Genomic DNA, 22,016 nt, shown 5'->3' on the forward strand with positions numbered 1-22,016 from the left:
TTCAGCGCTCCTGGCGGGCGCGCAGGGCGGCATCGTCGGCCGCCCGGCCACGCGGGCCGTGAAAATAGTCGTGAATCCACGGGTCATCGGCCTGCGCCACGCTGCTCAGCGGGCCGGCGACCAGCACCTTTTTCTGCGCCAGCACCGCCACGCGGTCGGTGATGGTGTACAGCGTGTCGAGGTCGTGGGTAATCAAAAACACCGACAGCCCCAGGGCATCGCGCAGGGTGAGGATGAGTTGGTCGAAGTCGGCGGCGCCGATGGGGTCGAGGCCGGCGGTGGGTTCGTCGAGGAACAGGATGTCTGGGTCCAGCGCCAGGGCGCGGGCCAGCGCTGCGCGCTTGATCATGCCGCCTGACAGCGAGGCGGGGTATTTGTCGGCGGCGCTGATCGGCAGCCCGGCCAGCGCCAGCTTGACTCCGGCCAAGTGCTCGGCGTCGGCGCGTGACAGGCCGGCGTGTTCGATCAGTGGCAAGGCGACGTTTTCGGTCACCGTCAGCGACGAGAACAGCGCGCCCTTCTGGAACAACACGCCGAAGCGCCGCTCGACCTGCGAGCGTTGGCGTTCATCGAGGCCGGCCAGGTCCTGGCCGAACACCGTCACCCTGCCCTCGTTGGCCTGGCGCAGGCCAATGATGCTGCGCAGCAGCACCGACTTGCCGCTGCCCGAGCCGCCGACCACGGCGAGGATCTCGCCGCGATACAGGTCCAGGTCGAGGTTCTCGTGCACCGTCTGGCTGCCGAAGCGATTGCACAGGCCCCGGGCTTGGATCACCGCCTCCGTCACCAGCCCATCTCCATGAAGAACAGCGCGGCGATCGCATCCAGCACGATCACCACGAAGATCGATTGCACCACCGCCGAGGTGGTGTGGGCACCGACCGATTCGGCGCTGCCGCTGACTTTGAAGCCTTCAAGGCAGCCAATGGCCGCGATCAGGAAGGCGAAGAACGGCGCCTTGGCCAGGCCCACCAGAAAATGCTGCACACCGATATCGGTTTGCAGCAGCGACAGGAACATCGCCGGGGAGATGCCCAGCGACAACGCGCAGACCACCGCCCCGCCGACCATGCCGCAGATCATCGCGACAAAGGTCAGCAGCGGCAGTGCGATCAACAGCGCCAGCACCCGCGGCACCACCAGCAGTTCGATGGGGTTCAGGCCCAGGGTGCGGATGGCGTCGATTTCTTCGTTGGCCTTCATCGAGCCGATTTGCGCGGTAAAGGCGCTGGCGGTGCGCCCGGCCATGAGGATGGCGGTCAGCAGCACGGCAAATTCGCGCAGGAACGAGAAGGCAACCAGGTCGACGGTAAAGATTGTCGCGCCAAAGGCGGCCAGCACCGTGGCCCCGAGAAATGCCACCACGGCCCCGACCAGAAATGTCAGCAAGGCAACGATGGGGGCGGCATCCAGGCCGGTTTGCTCAAGGTGGGCAACCAGCGGTGTCAAGCGCCAGCGCTGGGGCTGGAACAGGCGCAGCAGCAGGGTTTGCAGGATCAGGCCGATGAAGCCGAGCACTTGCAGGGTGTCCTGCCAAAGCGCATCCACCGCACGGCCGATGCGGCTGAGCAACTGGATCAGCACCGGGCGCTCGGGTTGTTTGACCGGTATGCAGTAGTTTTGTACCGAACGGTAGACGGTCTGCAGCAAGGCGCGGTTGGCTTCGCTGAGGGTGCTGGTGCAGCGTTCCAGGCGCTCGGCGCCGAGCAGCTCGGCCAGCAGCGAGGCGCCGGCCGTATCGAGCCTGCCGAGCTGGCTGAGGTCGACTGCGGTGTCTGGCGAGTACTGGTTGCGCAGTTGCTCGCAGGTGCGCTTGAGGCTGGCGTAGTGGGCCAGGGTCCAGTCGCCGGCAATGCGCAGGCTAGAGGGCTGCTGGTGATCCAGGGTTGCGCTCGGGGCGGTCATAGGCTCCATGCATCTGACGGTGGGCACAGAGGCTGATCATAGCGCAGCGGGGTGGGTGGGGTTTGTTGAAAATGTGCTCGATCAGCAGACTGGCCCCCTCTGTAGGAGCGGCCTTGTGTCGCGAAAGGGCGTAGCAGCCCCAGGATTTCGGCCTCATGCAAAATGGCCGGGGCTGCTGCGCAGCCCTTTCGCGACACAAGGTCGCTCCTACAGGGGTTGCGCGGAGGCTGGGGGTTCGTCGACCACCTTGAAACGCAGCACGCCGATCACCTGGCCATCTTCGGTCAATACCCGCACCTGCCACTTGCCCACCGGGTTGGGCGGGAAGTTCTGCTTGCGGGTCCAGGCCCGGTAGCCTTCCTTGCGCCCGCCATGGATATCCAGGGCGATGCGGTCGACCTCTTTGCCGTTGAACTGCCACACATGGTAGATGCGCTCATCCAGCCCGCGTGGCGCGTTGATTGCGGTGTAGGCATACAGCCCGCCACTGCGGATGCGGCTGGCGGAGATTTCGTCCAGCGATTCGCCCGGCTTGCGGTTGATCACCTCGGTGCTCACCGCCACATCGGTCAGCCACAGCGTCGCCGGCGGCACCCACGAGCGCAGCAGCCAGCCGCCACCGCCCACCGCCAGCGTCACCAGCACCAGCGCCACAGCCCGCCGCCAGGTGCGGATCGGGAAGCTGCTGGCAAGGCTTGGGAACGACAGCACCATGGCCGCCACCAGCGCCAGCTTGAAGCTTTGCGCGGTGGTCAGGTGCAGGATGATCGGCAGCGCGGTCAACATCGCCGCGAACAGGGTCAGGGTGTGCAGGGCGAGGAATAGCCAGCGCCGAGGTGCTAGCCAGCGGTAGTACAGCGGGTCAACGATCGACACCAGCCCCGCCGCCGCCAGCAGGCCGGTAAACACCAGTTGCCCGCTGTTCCAGGTGGTGGTGATGAAGAAGAACGGCAGGACGAAGAACAGGCTCTCCTGGTGGATCATCTGCGTGGCATAACGCAGCAGCGGCTGTGGGATCTCGCGCTTGAAGGTGCGCGCAAACAGCCCGGTGAGGGTGTTTTCGAGCATCAGCCACACCCAGCTGACCAGCATCAGGATGGCGATCCAGCTGGCAAGGCCGGCCTGGCGGTCGACCAGGATGAAGCTGCCGATACCGGACAGGAAGCCACCCAGGGCGATCACGCCGGGGTAGCGCTTGAGAAGCTCGATTACGCGCAGGACAAAAGTGGGAATAGGCGGCATGGGTCTGCAACAGGGGCTGAGTTGGCGTCGCCCGCCCCCGGTTAACCGTGGGAGCGGGCTTGGCAAATGGCCCACAGGATACCGCCGAATCACTGCTGGCGTGTAGCACCGCTGGGCTTGGCAGCCGGCTTGCGCCGCCAGCCGATCAGCCCGACGGCGAGAATCAGCCCCAAGCCCAGCGCCACCAGCCCGTAGAACTCGTCATAGCCCAGCAAGGGTTTTTCGATGCGCAGGTAGCCCGGCTCCTTGAGCAGCGCTTGCAGCGCCGCATCGGCCTGCTTGAGGCTGACCTGGCGCAGTTTGCGCGCCGGGTCCGTGAAGCGGCCGTTGTCGTAGTCGGTGAGTGCGCCCCAGTAATAATCGGCAAGTGCCGTATTGCCCTGGGTGGTCCAGCTTTCGCGGGCGACGGCGGCGTCCTTGATGCGGGCGAAGGTGTCAGGGTCGAGGCCGTTCTTGCGCAGGTGCTCGAACAGGTCTTCAAGCACCTTCACCGCCTTGTCGAGGTCATCGCGCTCAAGGTCGGCATGCAGGCTCATCAGGCCGCTGTCGCCAAAGCTCTCGCGCTGCACCGAGGGGCCGTACGACAGGCCGTGGCGCAGGCGCAACTGGTCGTACAGCGCCCAGTCCAGGTAGCGCGACAGCAGCTCGAGGGTCTGGTCGTTACCGTCTTCGAGGGTGGGTTCGATGAACAGCCAGTGCAGCTTGACGCTGTCACCCAGCCAGCCGCGGGTGAGGTCGCGACGTTGCTCGGCCTGCTGGCTGATGGTCTCCAGGTTGCGCCGCTCTTCGGGCTCGCTGGCCGGCAGCTCGCCATAGGTGCGCTCAAGGTAGGCCGGCAGCAGGCGGTCGAGGCCGCCGACCATGATCAGGGTCATGTTGTTGGCGGCGTACCAGCGCTCGCGCAACTGCTGCACCTGGGCCAGGGTCATGTCGTCGAGGTCGGAGCGCTCCTTGCACTTGAGGCCGAGTTCGGTGGCCAGTTGGTCGCTGGCCGGGTGGCCGACCTGCTGGCGGTCCAGCCAACGTTGCAGGTGGCCGTAGTGGCCGCCGTCCTCGCGCTCGATGATGCGCTTGGCATTGGCCAGCGCCTTGTCATCGATGTGAGCCTCGCGCAGCACGGCCAGCAGCAGGTCGAGCACTTTGCGCTGGTTGCGCGCCGGGGCTTCGATCACGAACGTGGTGTCGGCGCTGCTGGTGAAGGCGTTCCATTCGCCGCCCAGGGCTTGCAGGCGCTCTTCAAGGCCGCCTTCGCCGGTTTCGTCGACGCCGCTGAACATCAGGTGTTCGAGCAGGTGCGGAAGCTCCCGCTGGCTGCAGCCGAAGTCGTCCAGGCCCACGCCTACCACCAGGCGGATCGACACATGGTCGCGCTCGTAGCCGGACTTGAGGATCACCTGCAGGCCGTTGGGCAACAGGTAGCCCTCCACCCGCGAACGGTCGAGGGCAAGGCTGGGCAAGCTGCAGATCAGCAGGCAAACGAACATCAGGCAACGCATAAGCGAGCTTCGGTCTCCGGGTGCGTGGGGTTACGGCTGGCGGGCTTCGTCCGGCACGCTGTCGAGCATCAGCCCTCCGGTGTCGGTCCCGCCCAGTACCACATAGGCACTGCTACAGAACAAAGAGTTCAACCGCTTCATGTCGGCGATCAGCTCCAAGTGTAGCGAACTGGTTTCGATACTCTGCATCACTTTGCGTTGCAGACGGCTGACATGGGCATGGGCCATGCGCCGTTCCTGGGCGCGGAAACGGCGTTTTTCGCGCAGCAGCAGCTGTGCGCTTTCGGGGTCGGCGCTGAGAAACACCGACAGGCCCAGGCGCAGGTTGGACGACAATTGCTCTTGCAGGCCGGTCAATTCTTCGAGGCCGATTTCGGAGAAGTTGCGCCGCTGCGAGGTTTTTTGCTGCTGCACCTTGCGCAGCATGCGCTCGATCAGGTCGCTGGACAGCTTGAGGTTGATCGCCAGCTCGATGATTTCTGCCCAGCGCCGGTTTTCGGCTTCGCTGAGGTCTTCGCGGGGCATTTGCGCCAGGTACAGCTTGATCGCGCTGTACAGCGCTTCGGCATCTTCCACCAAGGTGCGCACCTGTTGCGGCAGCGCGGTTTGCGTACCGCGCAAGGCACCGAGCATGGCGTCGAGCAGGTTGTCGATGATGTCGCCCAGGCGCAGGGTTTCGCGCGCGGCGTTGGCCAAGGCCAGGCTTGGCGTGGTCAGCGCCGAGGGGTCGAGGTGGCGCGGCTTGATCTGGCCGTTGCCGTGGTCGCGCTCGGGCAGCAGCGTGTTGCACAGGCGGCCCATGTAGCGAACGGTGGGCAGCATGATCAGGCAGCGCAGGGTGTTGTAGAGCAGGTGGAAGCCGATCACCAGCTCTTGCGGGCTGAAGTTCAGGCTGTCCATCCACGCCACCAGCGGGTGCAGCACCGGGATGATCAGCACCAGGCCGATCAGCTTGTACAGCAGGCTGCCCAGCGCCACCCGGCGCCCGGCGGTGTTCTGCATGCTGGTGCTGATGAAGGCCAGCAAGCCGCTGCCAATGTTGGCGCCGACCACCAGGCCAATGGCCACCGGCAAGCTGATGACCTCGGCGCCGGCCAGGGTGGCGGTCAGCAGCACGGCGGCCAGGCTTGAATAAGTGATCATGGCAAACAACGCGCCGACCAAGGCATCGAGCAGGATGTCGCCGGTCAGCGAGGCGAACAGCACTTTAACGCCCTGGGCGTGGGTGATCGGCGCCGCTGCCTGCACGATCAGCTCAAGTGCCAGGATGATCAGCCCAAGGCCAATGGCCACCCGGCCCATCTGGCCGACGCGGGTCTGCTTGCGTGAAAGAAAGAAGATTACCCCGAGGAACAGCAGCAGCGGCGACAGCCACGACAGGTCGAAGGTCAGCACGCGGGCCATCAGCGCCGTGCCGACATCGGCGCCAAGCATGATCGCCAGGGCTGGGGTCATGGCCATGAGGCCCTGGCCGACGAACGAGGTGACCAGCATGGCGGTGGCGTTGCTGCTTTGCACCACGGCGGTAACGACGATACCGGCGAGGAACGCCAGCGGGCGCTTGTCCATGTTCTGGCTGAGCACGCGGCGCAGGTTGGAGCCGTACACGCGCAAGATGCCGGTACGCACGATGTGCGTACCCCACACCAGCAGCGCCACGGCGGAAAGCAGGTTGAGCAAGGTCAGCATGGTCAGGCCCCCTGATGCTATGCCCCTGTGCAGGGCCAATGGGTCACGCGGTGAGCCTGGCCCGGGGGTGGGCTTTGGTTTTTTACAGGGCTCATTGAAGCTTTAGTTGCTTTACGCGGTTGCTGCCAGCTTGGCATGCCTGACACATATTTGAAACATTGGCCGCACGCTGATAGGGCAACTGTAGAAGCGGCCTTGTGCCGCGAAAGGGCTGCGAAGCGGCCCCAGGATTTCGGCCTCATGCAAAATCGCCGGGGCTGCTGCGCAGCCCTTCGCGACACAAGGCCGCTCCTACACGATTGGCCTAGGGCTGTGCCTCGTCCTTGCGCGCACGGGCGGTGCGCATGCGGATGTTGATGGCTTCGACGGCCAGCGAGAACGCCATGGCGAAGTACACATAGCCCTTGGGCACATGCACATCGAAAGCTTCGGCGATCAGCACCGTACCGACGACCATCAGGAACGAAAGCGCGAGCATCTTCAGCGATGGGTGCTTGTCGATGAAGTCGCTGATGGCGCCGGCGCAGAGCATCATCACCAGTACCGCGACGATGATCGCGGCGACCATCACGGGTACGTGCGACACCATGCCGACCGCTGTGATCACCGAGTCCAGGGAGAACACGATGTCGATGATGGCGATCTGGATGATGGTGTACAGGAACTGCCCGCCCGCCCCTTTCGGGTCGTCGCTGGCTTCTTCTTCGCCTTCCAGGCCTTGGTAGATTTCCTGCGAGCTTTTCCACAGCAGGAACAGCCCGCCGAAGAACAGAATCAGGTCGCGGCCCGAAATGCCTTGGCCGAAGACCTGGAACAGGTCGGCCGTCAGGCGCATGACCCAGGTGATCGACAGCAGCAGCATGATCCGCGTGACCATCGCCAGCGCCAGGCCGAATATCCGCGTGCGCGGCTGCATGTGCTTGGGCATGCGGCTGACCAGGATCGAGATCATGATGATGTTGTCGATCCCGAGCACGATCTCAAGGGCAGTCAGGGTGAAAAAGGCAACCCAGATTTCCGGGTTGGTGAGCCATTCCATGTGTATTCCTTCGAACGATTAAAGGCCAGGCTCCCCACGCTGGGGGCCTGGCGGTGGGGTGATGCGTCTGTATCAGAGGCTGCTGAACAGCGGGAACGTGCCCAGCACCAGTGCTGCAACCATGATGCACAGGCACACCAGCACGGCCCATTTGAGGGTGAAGCGCTGGTGGTCGCCGAACTCAATGCCGGCCAGGGCAACCAGCAGGTAAGTCGAGGGCACCAGCGGGCTGAGCAGGTGCACCGGCTGGCCAACGATCGAGGCGCGGGCCATTTCTACCGGGGTGACGCCGTAGTGGCTGGCGAAGTCGGCCAGCACCGGCAGCACGCCGTAGTAGAAGGCGTCGTTGGACATGAAGAAGGTGAACGGCATGCTCACCAGCGCGGTGATGACCGCCATGTACGGGCCAAACGCCTCGGGGATCACTGCCAGCAGGCTTTTGGACATGGCCTCGACCATGCCGGTGCCAGACAGGATGCCGGTGAAGATGCCGGCGGCGAAGATCAGCCCGCTGACGGCCAGCACGCTGGAAGCGTGGGCGGCGATGCGGTCTTTCTGCTGTTGCAGGCAGGGGTAGTTGACGATCATGGCAATACTGAAGGCGATCATGAACAGCACCGGCAGCGGCAGTACACCGGCAATCAGCGCCACCATCAGGGCGGCGGTCAGGGCGCCGTTGAACCAGATCAGTTTGGGGCGACGGGCTTCAGGGAACTGCGAGACGCTGATCGCGCTGTGGTCGGTGTCATCGGTGGGCAGGTGCAGCTCACCCAGGCGGGCGCGCTCACGCTTGCCGTACCAGTAGGCGATGGCGAGGATCGCCAGCACGCCGAAGGCCATGGCCGGGATCATCGGCACGAAGATGTCCGAGGGGTCGACGTGCAGGGCGCTGGCGGCGCGAGCGGTCGGGCCGCCCCACGGGGTCATGTTCATTACCCCGCCAGCCAGGATGATCAGGCCGGCCATGATCCGTGGGCTCATGCCCAGGCGGCTGTACATCGGCAACATGGCCGCGCAGCAGATCATGTAGGTGGTGGCGCCGTCACCGTCGAGCGAGACCACCAGGGCCAGCACGGCGGTGCCTACCGAGACTTTCAGCGGGTCGCCTTTGACCAGCTTGAGGATCTTGCGCACGGCCGGGTCGAACAGGCCGGAGTCGATCATCAGGGCGAAATACAGAATGGCGAACATCAGCATGACGCCGGTGGGCGCGAGCTTGCTGATGCCTTGCAGCATCATCGGGCCGATGTCGCTGTAGAAGCCGCCGAACAGGGCGAACAGGATCGGTACCAGAATCAACGCGATCAAGGCCGACAGGCGCTTGGTCATGATCAGGTACATGAAGGTGATGACCATGGCAAAGCCGAGGAAGGTCAGCATGGCGGTACTCCAGGCGTGGCGCGAAAGTAGGGACGATTCGGGCGGGTCAGCGCGTCGGGCGCTGCGCGAGGAGCAAAGGGGGGGCTGCTGCGAAAAGGCGGGTACACGAAGACATCTGGATCACCATTGTTTTTGTAGTTGTTGATAGCGCCGGGCGCGGACGTATCCGCAGGCCCTGGCTGACCGGTCTTGTGCCGGTAGTGGCGCTATCCTATGCGGGCAAGCTTTCAGCCAGCTTTCGGCTGTGGCGAGGCGACGGGAGGTCATCGGGATGTCTGAAATTATGGAAGGCGGGTGCCATTGCGGCGCTCTGCGCTACCGCTTGCGCGGGCACTTGGGCGATGTTGCGCATTGCCATTGCTCGATTTGCCGGCGGGTCAGCGGCGGGACGTTGGTCACCTGGCTGACCTTGCCGTTGGAGGGGTTCGAGTGGTTGGCGGGCTCGGCGCAGCGCTATGTGGCGCCGGCCAGTTGCAGCCGGTATTTCTGCGGGGCATGCGGTGCGCATGTGGCGCTGGTTACCGAGCACAGCCCGCAGAGCATCGATGTGACCGTCGCGACGCTTGATCACCCAGGGCGGGTGCAGCCCAATCGGCATATCTGGGTAGGCAGCCGGTTGCCGTGGATACCGGTGGATGATGGGCTGGCGCAGGAAAATGAGGAGTGCTTGTAGGTGGCATGCCGCTACACGGGGCACTGTAGGAGCGGCCTTGTGTCGCGAAAGGGCCGCAAAGCGGCCCCAAGATCCGTGCTTCATGCAAAAATCGCCGGGGCTGCTGCGCAGCCCTTTCGCGGCACAAGGCCGCTCCTACACTCGGCGGTGATCGGCGGGGCGCTATGGCAACTGCAACCCGCCCGCGGCCTTGTGCAGTTTGCGCAGGTGCTCGCCCACCTGCTTGATGTTGGCTTCCACGGCCTTGATCTGCTTGCCGCGCTCAGGCCCCAGCAGCGCCCTCACCTGCTGGTCCAGCGTGGTGCTCAAGCTCAGCATTTGCGCCTGGCGCTCGCTGCTTGCCTGCTCCAGCTGCTTGCGCTCCTCGGGCTGCGGCAGGCCATAGCCGCCCGCGCCGAGCAACTCGGCCGGGCGGCTGAGGAAGCCGCTGTTGGCCAGCATCGCCTGCAAGGTTTCGTTGGCCTTGTCGAAGCTGCCGTCCTTCACCGCACGCTCGTTCAGGTAGCGCTGCTTGACCTCGTCCTGGGCCAGCAGCAGCTGGCGGCGCAGGCCGGCTTGCTCCAGCAGCAGCAAGGCGGCGCTGGTGCGCAGGTCGGCGCGCTCGAACCACGGGCGGCGCTCTTCGGCGGGTAACGACAACCAGTCTTCCACCGCACCCTGCTGGATGGGCAACTGCTTTTTCAGCACATCGAACATGGCTTGGTAGCGGTCGCGGTAGGAATCGAAGCGGTAGCCCAGGCGCAATGCCTCGCGCGGGTCGTCGAGCACGCTGGTGTCGGCCAGCCCACGGCCTTTGAGCACCTCAAGCAAGCCATTGGGCATGATCGCGTCGAGGTCGTTCAGGCGCGGGTTGCCGGTGCCGCTGCGCAGTAGTTTGAGCGACTCCACCGCACAGTTGTTGGACAGGAAGTAATAGTTACCGTCGTAGCTCCAGTGCATCTCGGCGGCCTGGCGCACCAGGTTTTCGATTTCGTCGCGGCTGAGCTTGAGCGGCACCGAGGCCAGGCTGCGCAGTTCCGTCTTGGTGTACTCGTCGATGACCTGGCCCAGCGGCAGCACGAACAGGCGGGATGGGTAGGCACCGGTCAGGCCGTCCCAGCTCGACAGTTGTACGTCGTTGACGAAGGCGCGGTACGACAAAACCAGGCTCTGGTCGAGGTCCAGGCGGCAGTCCGGGCCACGTGGTCGGCCGGGGGCGCAGATCACCAGGCGCAGCATGCTGTGGCCCCAGCGGCTGACCCAGTTCTGGTTGGCTTCGGCCAACAGGTAGTCAACCTCATAGACCCGCTCTGGGTCGATTTCGCCCAGCGGCTGGCGGGCGAAGTCATTGCCGGCGTTGAGGAACGGCAGGCTTTTTTCGCAGGCGTTTTGTTGCGGCGCCCAGCCGAAGTGCTTGCGCAGGTAGTTGTTCAGCGCCGGGCGGCGGCAGCCATAGCTGGGGTCGAGGAGAAAATACTCCATGTTGACCGCGATGAATTCCTTCGGGCTGCTCAGCTCGTAGCTGTCCGGGCTGCGTACCAGCTGGCCGTTGTGCTGCTCGCGCTCGCCGCGCCGGCCGACGTATTGCGCCCAGCCGGCCAGGTCGAGCAGGCGCGGGTCATCGCTGAGGGTGAAACGGCGTTCGGCCTGGCCACGGCAGTCTTCGGGCAGGCCGACCTTGCCCAGTGCGCCCTGCTGGCGCTTGCAGCGGGTAATCAGCTGGCGCTCGGCAGCGGGCCACAGGCGGGCTCGGTCGTAAATATGGGTGGTTTCGTGCAGGACCGTGGCCAGCAGCTCTTCGCGGACCGTGCCATGCGGGCGGTTGGTCTTTTCGCGAGCGGCGCTGCCGTCTACCAGCCCGGGCAACAGGCGGCGGTTGAGGTCCAGGGTCGATACCGGCGAGGCCTGGCCATAGGCGTCCTCGGGCATCTGGTCGGTCCAGCTCACCAGCACCTGGCGGTCGAGCTGCTGTTTGAAGCGCGGTGGCAGCTTGGCCATGGCTTCGTCGAGCAGGGCCTGGGTGGCTTGCTGTTGTGAAGGGTCAAGGCCGTCCGCCTGCAGCACCAGCTGCAGGTCGGCCAGGGCGGGCGTGCCCAGCAGCGTCAGGACGCAGCCGAGCAGCCAGGCACGCGCGCGCTTCACAGAGCGAGGATAGCTTCGGCCAAGGCCTGGTCGCTGGCGTCACGCGCTTCTGGCAATTGAGTGCGCAGGGCGCCGAACGCGGCTTCAAGCTGGGCGCCACGGATATCGCCGTTGCTGGCCACGAAGCTTGCAGCGTCGTCGTGGGCATCACGCACCACTTTCGAATCGCGAATCGAGGTGGTGGTGTCGGAGGTGAAATCGATCGAACGGCCCGAGGCACGCACGATGATGTTGCTGGTGGCCACGAGGGTGTGGGCCTGGGCCAGGTCGGCCAGCATCAGCAGGCCGAGGGTAGCGGCGATCAGCGGTTTACGCATGGAGCATCTCCGGAAGATACAAAGGAGTCAGAAGTGATCATTGGACGAGAATCGCCTCGGCCAGTTCAAGGTCGCCGACAGAATGGCAGGCGGGTGTTTCACGTAGCGAAACCAGCGCAGCCTGCAACCGCGCGCCGCGTATCTGGCCATCAGTGGCAACGAAGGCGGCGGCGTCGTCCCGGGCTGCTGCGACTACCTTGCGGTCGAACGGCGCAGTGGTCACCTGGCTTGTGACATAGCCGGTGATGACGAGGCTCTGGGTGGTGACATCCATGGCATGGGCGCTTCCCACACCGGCGAGGGCGAACAGCAAGGGCAAATAACGCATGGGCTCTCGGGTGGCAGTGGTTTCGGGCGGCGAAGGCTACCGCGGATGCACAGGCCTGGGCCAGTGCACCCGGGGCGGAACGCGTGTATCAGAGCGCCAGGATGGCGCGGGCCAGTTGGTCGTCGCTGGCTTGCAGCGCCGGTTGTTGCTGGCGGATATGCATGAACGCGCTTTCAAGCTTGGCGCCGCGGATGGCGCCTTCGCTGCCGACATAGCTTGCGGCGTCGTCACGGGCGGCCTGGACGATCTTGTCGTCGCGCAGCGACGAGGACACATCGGAGGTGGCGTCGGTGGAGGCGGCAACTGCGCCCACCACGGCGTCGGTGGTGACTACAAAGCTGGTGGCTTGGGCGGCTCCGGCGAGCGACAGCAGCAACGCGGCGCCAAACAGATGATAACGGGACATTTTGCTGCACTCCTGTACAGGGTCGGGGTTGGTTCTGGTTATCGGACGCTCGCTTGGCTCGTCACGTTACTTTATCTGCCAGGCGTGTAGGACAAGCGTAACACGCCTCGGTTCGCCCGCCTGGAGCGGGTAAGCATCACAATTCGTAACTGTACCTATTTGTTTTGCGATTCTGTCAAACTGTTATGGTTTGTGGGCACAGGCGCTCTAGTGCGCGGCGCAGACATAAAAAACCCGTCGCAGTTGCCTGCGACGGGTTCTTGAGAATTCGCGGTGCCGGTTTGGGCCGGCTACCGGAGCTTAGCGCCAGAACGGCTTGCTGAGCTCTTCATAACGCTGCGACTCGCTGATACCGGCGTCGGCCAGCAGACGCGCGTCCAGGCGAGCCAGTTGGCGGCGGCTGGACATGCGGCGCTGCCACAACAGCAGGGTGGACAGAGCGCGCAGTGGCAGCGAAGTGCCGGAAGCTTGGGCGTTGCTTTCGAAAACCAGACCGGAACTGAGTGTACGTTCCATGATGTGTCGTCCTTCCGCTTATGGCGGGATTAGATAGTGATTTAACTGGTGCCCATCTTCCTCCCCTGCTGTCCATAACAGTAGATACAGTTCAGTAGTAATGTGAGTGATCAGTTAACTGTGTAACGGCACTGTTGCACCCGAAATTAGCGCAACTGTACTGGTCCGCACTTAAATGGTGCGTTTTGACGTTTTTGCGGGGCGGGGTTCAGGCGGGAGGGTGGTGCTTACCAGTACAGTAGTACAGTTTTTCAGGCGGTGGTGGGACTTCTAATCCATCGCGGGGCAAGCCCGCTCCCACGAAGCCCGCTCCCACAAGGCCAGACCAGGCTTCGTGGGAGCGGGCTTGCCCCGCGATGGGGGCGACGGTTGGATCAGGCCAGCATGCGCCCGGTTTCTTCCAGGTTTTCGTGCCAGCTCAAGGCCTCACGCAGGATGTGCGGGGTATGCCCGCCGCGCTCGCAGGCACGCTCGAAGTAATCGTTCAGCGCTGCGCGGTAATCCGGGTGCACACAGTTGTCGATGATCACCCGGGCCCGCTCGCGGGGCGCCAGGCCGCGCAGGTCGGCCAGGCCCTGCTCGGTGACAAGAATGTCGACGTCGTGCTCGGTGTGGTCAACGTGGCTGACCATCGGCACCACGCTGGAGATCGCGCCGGCCTTGGCAATCGACTTGGTGACGAAGATGGCCAGGTGGGCGTTGCGGGCAAAGTCGCCCGAGCCGCCGATGCCGTTCATCATCCGCGTGCCGCACACGTGGGTCGAGTTGACGTTGCCGTAGATGTCGAACTCAAGCGCAGTGTTGATGCCGATGATACCCAGGCGCCGCACCACTTCCGGGTGGTTGGAGATTTCCTGCGGGCGCAGCACCAGTTTGTCCTTGTAGCGCTCAAGGTTGCCGAACACGTCGGCGTTGCGCCGGCTCGACAGGGTGATCGAGCTGCCCGAGGCAAAGCTCAGCTTGCCGGCGTCGATCAGGTCGAAGGTCGAGTCCTGCAGCACTTCGGAGTACATGGTCAGGTCTTCGAACGGCGAGTCAATCAGGCCGCACATCACCGCATTGGCGATGTTGCCGATGCCGGCCTGCAGCGGGCCGAGCTTGTTGGTCATGCGCCCGGCCTGCACTTCACCTTTCAGGAAGGTGATCAGGTGGTCGGCAATCCCTTGGGTTTCGTGGTCCGGCGCCAGTACGGTCGATGGCGAATCGGGCTGGTCGCTGATGACGATGCCGACGATTTTGGCCGGGTCGATCGGGATGGCGGTGCTGCCGATGCGGTCATCGACCTTCACCAGCGGGATCGGCGTGCGGGTTGGGCGGTAGGTCGGGATATAGATGTCGTGCAGGCCTTCGAGGTTGGCGTTGTGCGACAGGTTGATCTCGACGATGACTTGCTTGGCGAAGATCGCGAAGCTTGCCGAGTTGCCCACCGAGGTGGTCGGCACAATGTGGCCTTGTTCGGTGATCGCCACCGCTTCGATGACAGCGATGTCCGGCAGGGTCAGCTGTTTGTTGCGCAGTTGCTCGACGGTTTCGGACAGGTGCTGGTCAATGAACATCACCTTGCCTTCGTTGATGGCCTTGCGCAGGGTGCTGTCGACCTGAAACGGCATGCGGCGGGCCAGTACACCGGCCTCGGTCAGCTGTTTGTCGAGGTCGTTGCCCAGGCTTGCGCCGGTCATCAGGCTGATCTTCAGGGGGGAAAGCTTGGCACGCTCGGCCAGTGCGTGGGGCACTGCCTTGGCTTCGCCGGCACGGGTGAACCCGCTCATGCCGACGGTCATGCCGTCCTCGATCAGGCCAGCGGCATCGGCCGCACTCATTACCTTGCTGTGCAGGGAGGACAAGCGGATACGATCACGGTACATGGATTGTTATCTCAGGCTACTGAAGCTACTGGGAGCGCAGTCTAGAGATTTACCCCCGTGGCGTCCCGCGACCATGGTCGTAGGCCAGGGCCGGATGTAGAGCCGTTGATCTGGATCAAGCAGACGAAAAAGCCCCCGGGAATAACCCCCGAGGGCTTTATGCGCTTCTATATATAGAGACGCGGTTATTCCACGGCCTTGACCATGTCTTCGATGACCTTCTTGGCGTCACCGAACACCATCATGGTTTTGTCCAGGTAGAACAGTTCGTTGTCCAGCCCTGCATAGCCACTGGCCATGGAGCGCTTGTTGACGATGATGGTCTTGGCCTTGAAGGCTTCGAGGATCGGCATGCCGGCAATCGGCGACTTGGGGTCGTTCTTCGCTGCCGGGTTGACCACGTCGTTGGCGCCCAGCACCAGCACCACATCGGCCTGGCCGAACTCGGCATTGATGTCTTCCATCTCGAACACCTGGTCATACGGCACTTCGGCTTCAGCCAGCAGCACGTTCATGTGCCCGGGCATGCGCCCTGCCACCGGGTGGATCGCATACTTTACGGTCACCCCGTTGTGGGTCAGCTTCTCGGTCAGTTCCTTGAGCGCGTGCTGGGCGCGGGCCACGGCCAGGCCATAGCCAGGCACGATGATCACGCTGTCGGCGTTGCTCAGCAGGAAGGTGGCGTCGTCGGCGGAACCGGACTTCACCGGGCGCTGCTCCTTGGAACCTTGATTGGCAGACACCTCGGTGTCGCCGCCGAAGCCGCCGAGGATCACGTTGAAGAACGAACGGTTCATCGCCTTGCACATGATGTACGAGAGGATCGCGCCGCTGGAGCCCACCAGGGAGCCGGCAATGATCAGCATCGAGTTGTTCAGCGAGAAGCCGATACCGGCTGCCGCCCAGCCCGAATAGCTGTTGAGCATCGATACCACCACCGGCATGTCGGCCCCGCCGATGGGGATGATGATCAGCACGCCCATGACGAAGGCCAGGGCCAGCATCAGGGTGAAGGCGCTGTAGTGGCCGGTGAAGGTGAACAGCAAGCCCAAGGCGATAGTGGCCAGGCCCAGGATCAGGTTCAGCTTATGCTGGCCGGCAAACTGTACCGGTGCGCCTTGGAACAGGCGGAACTTGTACTTGCCCGACAGCTTGCCAAAGGCGATGACCGAGCCGGAGAAGGTGATTGCCCCAATCGCCGCGCCCAGGAACAGCTCAAGGCGGTTACCGGTGGGGATCGGGTCGCTGATGCTGGCGACGATGCCCATCGACTGCGGCTCAAGCACCGCGGCAATGGCGATGAACACCGCAGCCAGGCCGATCATGCTGTGCATGAACGCTACCAGCTCCGGCATCTTGGTCATCTCGACGCGCTTGGCCATGATCGAGCCAGCTGTGCCGCCGACCAGCAGGCCGACCAGTACATAGCCGATGCCGGCGGTGGCCAGCTCGGCACCGAGCTTGTAGATCAGCCCCACGGTGGTGAGGATGGCGATGCCCATGCCGATAATGCCGAACAGGTTGCCGCGCCGCGAGGTGGTCGGGTGCGAGAGGCCTTTGAGTGCCTGGATGAAACAGACCGAGGCCACCAGGTACAGGAGTGTTACCAGATTCATGCTCATGGTTACTTCTGCGCCTCGTTCTTGGTTTTTTTCTTGAACATTTCCAGCATGCGCCGGGTGACCAAAAAGCCACCGAACACATTCACCGCTGCCAGTGCCACGGCCAGGGTGCCCATGATCTTGCCGGCCGGGGTAACGGTCAGCGCAGCGGCCAGCATGGCGCCGACGATAACGATGGCGGAAATGGCGTTGGTCACGGCCATCAGCGGGGTGTGCAGCGCCGGGGTGACGTTCCACACCACGTGGTAGCCCACGTAGATCGCCAGCACGAAGATGATCAGGTTGTAGATGCCGTGGGAAATCAGCAGGTCTTCCATTGTCGTGCTCCTCAGCCGTTTTTGCGCACGACCTGGCCGTCGCGGCACATCAGGCACGCGGCGACGATGTCGTCTTCAAGGTTGATGACCAGCTTGCCGTCGGTGTCGAACAGCAGCTTCATGAAGTCGAGCAGGTTGCGTGCATACAGCGCCGAGGCATCGGCGCCCACCTGCGCGGGCAGGTTGGTCGGGCCGACGATGGTCACGCCGTTGTGCTGCACCACCTGGTCGGCCACGGTCAGCGGGCAGTTGCCGCCTTGGGCGGCGGCGAGGTCGATGACCACGGAGCCGGGTTTCATCTGCGCAACGGTCTCGGCACTGAGCAGTGTTGGCGCCTTGCGGCCAGGGATCAGCGCCGTGGTGATGACGATGTCGGCCTGCTTTGCGCGTTCGTGCACGGCTTGGGCCTGGCGCTGCATCCAGCTGGCGGGCATTGGCCGGGCGTAGCCGCCCACGCCTTGCGCGCATTCACGTTCTTCATCGGTCTCGTAGGGCACGTCGAGGAATTTGGCACCGAGTGATTCGATCTGCTCCTTCACTGCGGGGCGCACGTCGGACGCCTCGATCACCGCACCCAGGCGCTTGGCCGTGGCAATTGCCTGCAAGCCAGCGACACCGGCGCCAAGGATCAGCACGCGGGCAGCCTTCACGGTGCCGGCAGCGGTCATCAGCATGGGCATGAAGCGCGGATAGTACTGGGCGGCCAGCAACACGGCTTTGTAACCGGCGATGTTGGCTTGTGACGACAGCACGTCGAGGCTCTGCGCCCGCGAGGTGCGTGGTGCAGCTTCCAGGGCGAAGGCGGTGATGCCGCGTTCGGCCATCTTGCCGATCAGTTCGCTGTTGAAGGGGTTGAGCATGCCGACCAGCAGGGTACCGGCGCTGAGCAGCGCGAGTTCCTGATCGGTGGGCGCGACCACCTTGAGCACCAACTGCGCGCCGAACGCATCGGCGGCCTCGCCCAAGGTGGCGCCAACGGCTTCATAGGCACCGTCCGGAATGCTGGCGTTAAGCCCTGCCCCCCGTTGCACGGTGACCTGATGGCCCTGGCCTACCAGTTTCTTGATGGTTTCGGGGGTCGCAGCGACCCTTGTCTCACCGGTCTGCGTCTCGAGAGGAACACCAATGTGCACGACTTTTCTCCTGCGGTGACCTTTTGTATTTGTCGAAACCAGCGCACTGCGGATGGTGCGGCTGGGCGGTCGTAAAGCACGACCCCGCCGGATTGCAGACGGGGGAAGCATTTTGCATACGTGCCCGGAGGCCGACAACTGGTTCTGGAGCGATACGAAGTTAAAACTACAAGTCACCCTGTGACCGTATGTCGCAACACATCACTACAAACCCTTCAAGCACGCGCTATCTGGAGGTTAGGAGACTTTTTGATTTTTTTTTGCCGATATTCGCCCACAGCTCGGCGGATGTCGCAAAAAACGCTGCAAACCCGCGTGCTTACTAGGGTTGATAGGGCTTTTTGCAGGCAGCATTACAGATTATGAATTTGCGACAAATCCATACATCTGTAGGTGTTCAAATTATTTGACTACGGGGTCAGCTTAGGCGCTTTGGCCTTTATTTGCTGGCGATGTACTGCTGCGCCTGCGCTAGCAACCAGTCGCGAAACGCTCGAAGTGAGGCAGATTCGACTTTTCGCTCCGGAATCATCAGATGGTAGGCCTTGTCGCTATTCAGGGCATGCCTGTTTGCGACCACCAACCTGCCCTCCTGCAACTCGCGCTGGATGAGAAACGGCGGGATCAGCGCAATGCCCATGTCATGCATGGCGGCTTGGGCGAGCATGGAGAACAGCTCGTAGCGCGGGCCGGTGAGGTCGCGTTCAACGTCCATGCCCAGGCCGCCAAACCACTGCCGCCAGGCATACGGGCGGGTTGTCTGTTGCAGCAACGGCAGCTCGGCGATCTGCTGCGCTTCGAGGCTGCCCTGCCCGCCCAGCAAGGTCGGGCTGCACACCGGCAGCGGGTTCTCGCCCATCAGGCGATGGGCCTGGGTGCCGGACCAGTCGCCGTCGCCAAAATAAATGGCGGCATCGAAGGGCGTGTCGGCGAACAGAAATGGCCGGGTACGGTTGGTGAGGTTGACCGTGACGTCCGGGTGGCGCTGCTGGAAGTCTTTGAGCCGAGGCAGCAGCCATTGCGTGCCGAATGTCGGTACTACCGCCAGTTCGATCACATTGGCGCCCTGCTGGCGCATCACCGACAGGGTGTCGCGCTCCACCGCATCGAGTTGCGCCGACACCTGGCGGCTGTAGGAAAGCCCGGCTTCGGTGAGCTTGACCCCACGCCGCGAGCGGCGAAACAGTTCGACATTAAGGAACGCTTCAAGCCCGCCGATTTGCCGGCACACTGCGCCTTGGGTCAATGCCAGCTCGTGGGCGGCCTTGGTGAAGCTCTCGTGGCGTGCGGCCGCTTCGAAGCAGACCAGTGCGGTAGTGCTGGGTATCTTGCGGCGCATGTACATCAACCTCACTCATCGGCGTTCCAGCGTGGCTTTTTGCGGGTTTCGGAGTGAGAAAGTATCACTAAAGCGTGCGTATTCCTCGTTTGTCGTGCGGGCGTATCGAGCCTAGGATCAGTGCAACGCAATTTTCTGCTCCCCCGTTCCGAGGAACCCGCACATGGCCGGTAAAGCAAGTTTCAACTGGATCGACCCGCTGCTGCTCGACCAGCAGCTCACCGAAGAAGAGCGCATGGTGCGTGACAGCGCCTTCCATTTCGCCCAGGACAAGCTCGCCCCGCGTGTGCTCGAAGCCTTTCGTCACGAAAAGACCGACCCTGCGATCTTCCGCGAGATGGGCGAGGTCGGCCTGCTGGGTGCGACCATCCCCGAGCAGTACGGCGGTAGCGGCCTGAACTACGTGTGCTACGGCCTGATTGCCCGCGAGGTGGAGCGCATCGACTCCGGCTACCGCTCGATGATGAGTGTGCAGTCTTCGCTGGTAATGGTGCCCATCAATGAATTCGGCAGCGAAGCGCAGAAACAGAAGTACCTGCCCAAGCTTGCCAGTGGCGAGTGGATTGGTTGTTTCGGCCTTACCGAGCCGAACCACGGTTCCGACCCCGGTTCGATGATCACCCGGGCGCGTAAGGTCGAGGGCGGCTATCGACTGTCCGGGGCCAAGATGTGGATCACCAACAGCCCCATCGCCGATGTGTTCGTGGTGTGGGGCAAGGACGATGCCGGCGATATCCGCGGCTTTGTGCTGGAGAAAGGCTGGGAAGGCCTCAGCGCGCCGGCGATCCACGGCAAGGTAGGGCTACGTGCGTCGATCACGGGCGAAATCGTCATGGATAACGTGTTCGTGCCTGAAGAGAACATCTTCCCGGATGTGCGTGGCCTCAAAGGGCCGTTTACCTGCTTGAACTCGGCGCGCTATGGCATCTCCTGGGGCGCACTGGGCGCTGCCGAGGCCTGCTGGCACACTGCGCGCCAGTACACCCTCGATCGTCAGCAGTTCGGCCGGCCGCTGGCAGCCAACCAACTGATCCAGAAGAAACTCGCCGACATGCAGACCGAGATTACCTTGGGCCTGCAGGGCTGCCTGCGCCTGGGGCGCATGAAGGATGAAGGCACGGCGGCGGTGGAGATTACCTCGATCATGAAGCGCAACTCCTGCGGCAAGGCGCTGGACATCGCCCGTATGGCCCGCGACATGCTTGGCGGTAACGGCATTTCCGACGAGTTCGGCGTCGCCCGGCACCTGGTCAACCTGGAGGTGGTCAACACCTACGAAGGTACCCACGATGTGCATGCGCTGATTCTTGGCCGCGCGCAGACCGGTATCCAGGCGTTCTATTAATAGAGGAGCCAGGCCATGGGTGCGCTTTCTCATTTGCGGGTGCTCGATTTGTCGCGGGTGCTGGCTGGGCCTTGGTCGGGGCAGATCCTGGCCGACCTCGGCGCCGATGTGATCAAGGTCGAGCGACCGGGTGTCGGCGATGACACCCGCGCATGGGGGCCGCCCTTCCTTAAGGACGCGGCTGGGGAAAACACCAGCGAAGCGGCTTATTACCTCTCGGCCAACCGCAACAAGCGCTCGGTGACTATCGACTTCACCCAGGCTGAAGGCCAGCGCCTGGTGCGTGAGCTGGCGGCGAAGTCCGATATTGTCATCGAGAACTTCAAGGTAGGGGGGCTTGCGAGCTATGGGCTGGACTATGCAAGCCTGAAGGCGCTGAACCCCCGGCTTATCTATTGCTCTATTACCGGCTTCGGCCAGACTGGGCCCTATGCCAAGCGCGCCGGGTATGACTTCATGATTCAGGGGCTGGGCGGGCTGATGAGCCTGACCGGTCGCCCGGAGGGTGAGGCTGGCGCAGGGCCAGTGAAGGTCGGGGTGGCATTGACGGACATCCTGACCGGGCTTTATTCGACGGTGGCAATCCTGGCCGCCCTCGCCCACCGCGACCAGGCCGGTGTCGGCCAGCACATCGATATGGCGCTGCTGGATGTGCAGGTGGCGTGTCTTGCCAATCAGGCGATGAACTACCTGGCCACTGGCACACCGCCCCGACGCCTGGGTAACGCACATCCGAACATCGTGCCGTATCAGGACTTTCCTACGGCCGACGGCGACTTCATTCTTACCGTGGGTAACGATGGGCAGTTTCGCAAGTTCGCTGAGGTGGCCGGGCAGCCGCAATGGGCAGATGACCCACGCTTTGCTACCAACAAGCAGCGGGTGGCCAACCGCGCCGAGCTGATCCCGTTGATTCGCCAGGCCACGGTGTTCAAGACCACTGCCGAATGGGTGGCGGCGCTCGAGCTTGCAGGTGTGCCCTGTGGGCCTATCAACGACCTGGCGCAGATGTTCCAGGACCCGCAGGTGCTGGCCCGCGGCCTTGCCGTCAACCTGCCTCACCCATTGGCGGGGAGCGTGCCGCAGGTCGCCAGCCCGATCCGGCTGTCAGAGACGCCTGTGGAGTACCGGCATGCGCCGCCGTTGTTGGGGGAGCATACCGAGGCGGTGTTAGGGGATTTGCTGGGGCTGGGTGCGGGGGATGTGCAGCGGCTGCGGGATGCGGGGGTGGTTTGAGGCTGGAGTGAGCCCCCTCTATATATAGGTAGCGGGCCGGTGTTGCC

General features: G+C 63.5%; 20 protein-coding genes. 3 read left to right on the top strand and 17 right to left on the bottom strand.

Features of this window, described 5'->3' with window-relative positions:
* Position 1: 1 nt before the first annotated feature.
* From HU719_RS12675 to HU719_RS12705, 7 genes are all read right to left on the bottom strand, one after another.
* On the bottom strand, positions 2-787 hold the full coding sequence (locus tag HU719_RS12675) for an ABC transporter ATP-binding protein (protein WP_367616442.1): 786 nt from the start codon (positions 785-787) through the stop codon (positions 2-4).
* Complete coding sequence (locus tag HU719_RS12680; RefSeq protein ID WP_186536469.1) at positions 784-1,914, bottom strand: ABC transporter permease; 1,131 nt, start codon at positions 1,912-1,914, stop codon at positions 784-786. The genes HU719_RS12675 and HU719_RS12680 overlap by 4 nt, the downstream gene beginning before the upstream one ends.
* A 198-nt stretch (positions 1,915-2,112) precedes the next feature.
* On the bottom strand, positions 2,113-3,147 hold the full coding sequence (locus HU719_RS12685) for a DUF5924 family protein (protein ID WP_186520381.1): 1,035 nt from the start codon (positions 3,145-3,147) through the stop codon (positions 2,113-2,115).
* 89 nt (positions 3,148-3,236) lie between these two features.
* Positions 3,237-4,643 carry a M16 family metallopeptidase gene (locus tag HU719_RS12690; protein ID WP_186536467.1) on the bottom strand — a complete coding sequence of 469 codons (1,407 nt, stop codon included), beginning with the start codon at positions 4,641-4,643 and terminating at the stop codon, positions 3,237-3,239.
* A gap of 30 nt (positions 4,644-4,673) precedes the next feature.
* Positions 4,674-6,332, bottom strand: coding sequence for a Na/Pi cotransporter family protein (locus HU719_RS12695; RefSeq protein ID WP_186536466.1), 1,659 nt, complete (start codon positions 6,330-6,332; stop codon positions 4,674-4,676).
* A gap of 304 nt (positions 6,333-6,636) precedes the next feature.
* Positions 6,637-7,371, bottom strand: a complete 735-nt coding sequence (locus HU719_RS12700; protein WP_186520378.1) for a TerC family protein — start codon at positions 7,369-7,371, stop codon at positions 6,637-6,639.
* A gap of 72 nt (positions 7,372-7,443) precedes the next feature.
* A complete protein-coding gene (locus HU719_RS12705; protein WP_186520377.1) occupies positions 7,444-8,751 on the bottom strand; it encodes a CitMHS family transporter in 1,308 nt (435 codons plus the stop codon).
* 271 nt (positions 8,752-9,022) lie between these two features.
* Here HU719_RS12705 and HU719_RS12710 point away from each other — a divergent pair, with 271 nt between their 5' ends.
* Positions 9,023-9,424 carry a GFA family protein gene (locus tag HU719_RS12710; protein WP_186536465.1) on the top strand — a complete coding sequence of 134 codons (402 nt, stop codon included), beginning with the start codon at positions 9,023-9,025 and terminating at the stop codon, positions 9,422-9,424.
* A 162-nt stretch (positions 9,425-9,586) separates the two neighbouring features.
* Here the strand turns inward: HU719_RS12710 and HU719_RS12715 are convergent, their stop codons facing one another.
* The 10 genes from HU719_RS12715 to HU719_RS12760 all read right to left on the bottom strand — a co-directional run bounded on the left by HU719_RS12715 (position 9,587) and on the right by HU719_RS12760 (position 19,388).
* Positions 9,587-11,545: a DUF7844 domain-containing protein gene (locus tag HU719_RS12715; protein WP_186536464.1), complete on the bottom strand. Its 1,959-nt coding sequence runs from the start codon at positions 11,543-11,545 to the stop codon at positions 9,587-9,589.
* Positions 11,542-11,862 carry a DUF2388 domain-containing protein gene (locus HU719_RS12720; RefSeq protein ID WP_186520374.1) on the bottom strand — a complete coding sequence of 107 codons (321 nt, stop codon included), beginning with the start codon at positions 11,860-11,862 and terminating at the stop codon, positions 11,542-11,544. The genes HU719_RS12715 and HU719_RS12720 overlap by 4 nt, the downstream gene beginning before the upstream one ends.
* Positions 11,863-11,899: 37 nt before the next feature.
* Positions 11,900-12,190 (bottom strand): DUF2388 domain-containing protein, encoded by a 291-nt coding sequence (locus tag HU719_RS12725; protein ID WP_186520373.1) that lies wholly within the window; start codon positions 12,188-12,190, stop codon positions 11,900-11,902.
* Between the two features lie 88 nt (positions 12,191-12,278).
* Positions 12,279-12,596, bottom strand: a complete 318-nt coding sequence (locus HU719_RS12730; protein ID WP_186520372.1) for a DUF2388 domain-containing protein — start codon at positions 12,594-12,596, stop codon at positions 12,279-12,281.
* A 300-nt stretch (positions 12,597-12,896) separates the two neighbouring features.
* Positions 12,897-13,112, bottom strand: a complete 216-nt coding sequence (locus tag HU719_RS12735) for a DUF1127 domain-containing protein (RefSeq protein WP_186520371.1) — start codon at positions 13,110-13,112, stop codon at positions 12,897-12,899.
* 374 nt (positions 13,113-13,486) lie between these two features.
* Entirely contained in the window at positions 13,487-14,977 is a 1,491-nt protein-coding gene (scpC, locus tag HU719_RS12740; protein WP_186520370.1) for a succinyl-CoA:acetate CoA-transferase ScpC, read from the bottom strand.
* A 185-nt stretch (positions 14,978-15,162) separates the two neighbouring features.
* Positions 15,163-16,599: an NAD(P)(+) transhydrogenase (Re/Si-specific) subunit beta gene (locus HU719_RS12745; protein WP_186520369.1), complete on the bottom strand. Its 1,437-nt coding sequence runs from the start codon at positions 16,597-16,599 to the stop codon at positions 15,163-15,165.
* A 2-nt stretch (positions 16,600-16,601) separates the two neighbouring features.
* Complete coding sequence (locus HU719_RS12750; RefSeq protein WP_186520368.1) at positions 16,602-16,916, bottom strand: NAD(P) transhydrogenase subunit alpha part 2; 315 nt, start codon at positions 16,914-16,916, stop codon at positions 16,602-16,604.
* Positions 16,917-16,927: 11 nt separating this feature from the next.
* Entirely contained in the window at positions 16,928-18,049 is a 1,122-nt protein-coding gene (locus tag HU719_RS12755; RefSeq protein ID WP_186520367.1) for a Re/Si-specific NAD(P)(+) transhydrogenase subunit alpha, read from the bottom strand.
* Between the two features lie 439 nt (positions 18,050-18,488).
* Positions 18,489-19,388 carry a LysR family transcriptional regulator gene (locus HU719_RS12760; protein ID WP_186536463.1) on the bottom strand — a complete coding sequence of 300 codons (900 nt, stop codon included), beginning with the start codon at positions 19,386-19,388 and terminating at the stop codon, positions 18,489-18,491.
* Between the two features lie 163 nt (positions 19,389-19,551).
* Between HU719_RS12760 and HU719_RS12765 the strand changes: the two genes are divergently transcribed.
* A complete protein-coding gene (locus tag HU719_RS12765) occupies positions 19,552-20,733 on the top strand; it encodes an acyl-CoA dehydrogenase (protein WP_186520365.1) in 1,182 nt (393 codons plus the stop codon).
* 15 nt (positions 20,734-20,748) lie between these two features.
* Positions 20,749-21,969, top strand: coding sequence for a CaiB/BaiF CoA transferase family protein (locus HU719_RS12770; protein ID WP_186536462.1), 1,221 nt, complete (start codon positions 20,749-20,751; stop codon positions 21,967-21,969).
* Positions 21,970-22,016 lie beyond the last annotated feature (47 nt).

The sequence above is a fragment of the Pseudomonas farsensis genome, from assembly GCF_014268805.2.
GTDB classification, from domain to species: domain Bacteria; phylum Pseudomonadota; class Gammaproteobacteria; order Pseudomonadales; family Pseudomonadaceae; genus Aquipseudomonas; species Aquipseudomonas farsensis.

Bases quoted from the DNA above. Each gene is read 5' to 3' on its own strand.
- HU719_RS12735 (WP_186520371.1), bottom strand. From the start codon at position 13,112: ATGGAACGTACACTCAGTTCCGGTCTGGTTTTCGAAAGCAACGCCCAA.
- scpC (WP_186520370.1), bottom strand. From the start codon at position 14,977: ATGTACCGTGATCGTATCCGCTTGTCCTCCCTGCACAGCAAGGTAATG.
- HU719_RS12710 (WP_186536465.1), top strand. From the start codon at position 9,023: ATGTCTGAAATTATGGAAGGCGGGTGCCATTGCGGCGCTCTGCGCTAC.
- HU719_RS12680 (WP_186536469.1), bottom strand. From the start codon at position 1,914: ATGGAGCCTATGACCGCCCCGAGCGCAACCCTGGATCACCAGCAGCCC.
- HU719_RS12725 (WP_186520373.1), bottom strand. From the start codon at position 12,190: ATGCGTTATTTGCCCTTGCTGTTCGCCCTCGCCGGTGTGGGAAGCGCC.
- HU719_RS12765 (WP_186520365.1), top strand. From the start codon at position 19,552: ATGGCCGGTAAAGCAAGTTTCAACTGGATCGACCCGCTGCTGCTCGAC.
- HU719_RS12700 (WP_186520378.1), bottom strand. From the start codon at position 7,371: ATGGAATGGCTCACCAACCCGGAAATCTGGGTTGCCTTTTTCACCCTG.
- HU719_RS12750 (WP_186520368.1), bottom strand. From the start codon at position 16,916: ATGGAAGACCTGCTGATTTCCCACGGCATCTACAACCTGATCATCTTC.
- HU719_RS12720 (WP_186520374.1), bottom strand. From the start codon at position 11,862: ATGCGTAAACCGCTGATCGCCGCTACCCTCGGCCTGCTGATGCTGGCC.
- HU719_RS12695 (WP_186536466.1), bottom strand. From the start codon at position 6,332: ATGCTGACCTTGCTCAACCTGCTTTCCGCCGTGGCGCTGCTGGTGTGG.
- HU719_RS12730 (WP_186520372.1), bottom strand. From the start codon at position 12,596: ATGTCCCGTTATCATCTGTTTGGCGCCGCGTTGCTGCTGTCGCTCGCC.
- HU719_RS12770 (WP_186536462.1), top strand. From the start codon at position 20,749: ATGGGTGCGCTTTCTCATTTGCGGGTGCTCGATTTGTCGCGGGTGCTG.
- HU719_RS12690 (WP_186536467.1), bottom strand. From the start codon at position 4,643: ATGCGTTGCCTGATGTTCGTTTGCCTGCTGATCTGCAGCTTGCCCAGC.
- HU719_RS12745 (WP_186520369.1), bottom strand. From the start codon at position 16,599: ATGAGCATGAATCTGGTAACACTCCTGTACCTGGTGGCCTCGGTCTGT.
- HU719_RS12760 (WP_186536463.1), bottom strand. From the start codon at position 19,388: ATGCGCCGCAAGATACCCAGCACTACCGCACTGGTCTGCTTCGAAGCG.
- HU719_RS12685 (WP_186520381.1), bottom strand. From the start codon at position 3,147: ATGCCGCCTATTCCCACTTTTGTCCTGCGCGTAATCGAGCTTCTCAAG.
- HU719_RS12705 (WP_186520377.1), bottom strand. From the start codon at position 8,751: ATGCTGACCTTCCTCGGCTTTGCCATGGTCATCACCTTCATGTACCTG.